This window comes from [Mycobacterium] manitobense (genome assembly GCF_025821665.1).
Lineage (GTDB): Bacteria > Actinomycetota > Actinomycetes > Mycobacteriales > Mycobacteriaceae > Mycobacterium > Mycobacterium arseniciresistens.
On sequence record NZ_JACKSJ010000130.1, the window covers coordinates 1 to 382 of the forward strand.

The 382-nt window shown below is 71.2% G+C and carries 1 pseudogene; it reads left to right on the forward strand.

Annotated elements, in window-relative coordinates:
- A pseudogene (locus H7I41_RS16125) lies at window positions 1-382 on the forward strand (hypothetical protein); the annotation flags it as partial.

Consider the following 382-nt stretch of genomic DNA (forward strand, 5'->3'; position numbering starts at 1 on the left):
GTCTGCGCTTCGGCCTCTACGGCGCGCTGGCACATCCCATCGAGGCCGACGCCGTCGGCGGCTGCGCCTCGGCCACCGACCTGAGTCTTCGGCCGGTCACCGCCGCCGATCCTCAACGCCTCAGTGGGACAGCATGTCTGGGGCCGCTGCGGGATCAGAGTCAGGTGCGCGGGGTGTACCTGTATTCGCCGCAGGACCGGATTCCGCAGACGACGGTCGCCTACGCGGCGGCCTTCCCGGTGGGCCTGGCGCCCACCAACCCCGCCGACACCGGCCTGACGCTGCGCTCGACGAGTGTCGACGCCTTCCGGGCCGACGGTTCGCAACTCGCGCCGACCGCACTCGGGGACCCGCAGGCATTCACCGGCAACGGGTACATGCT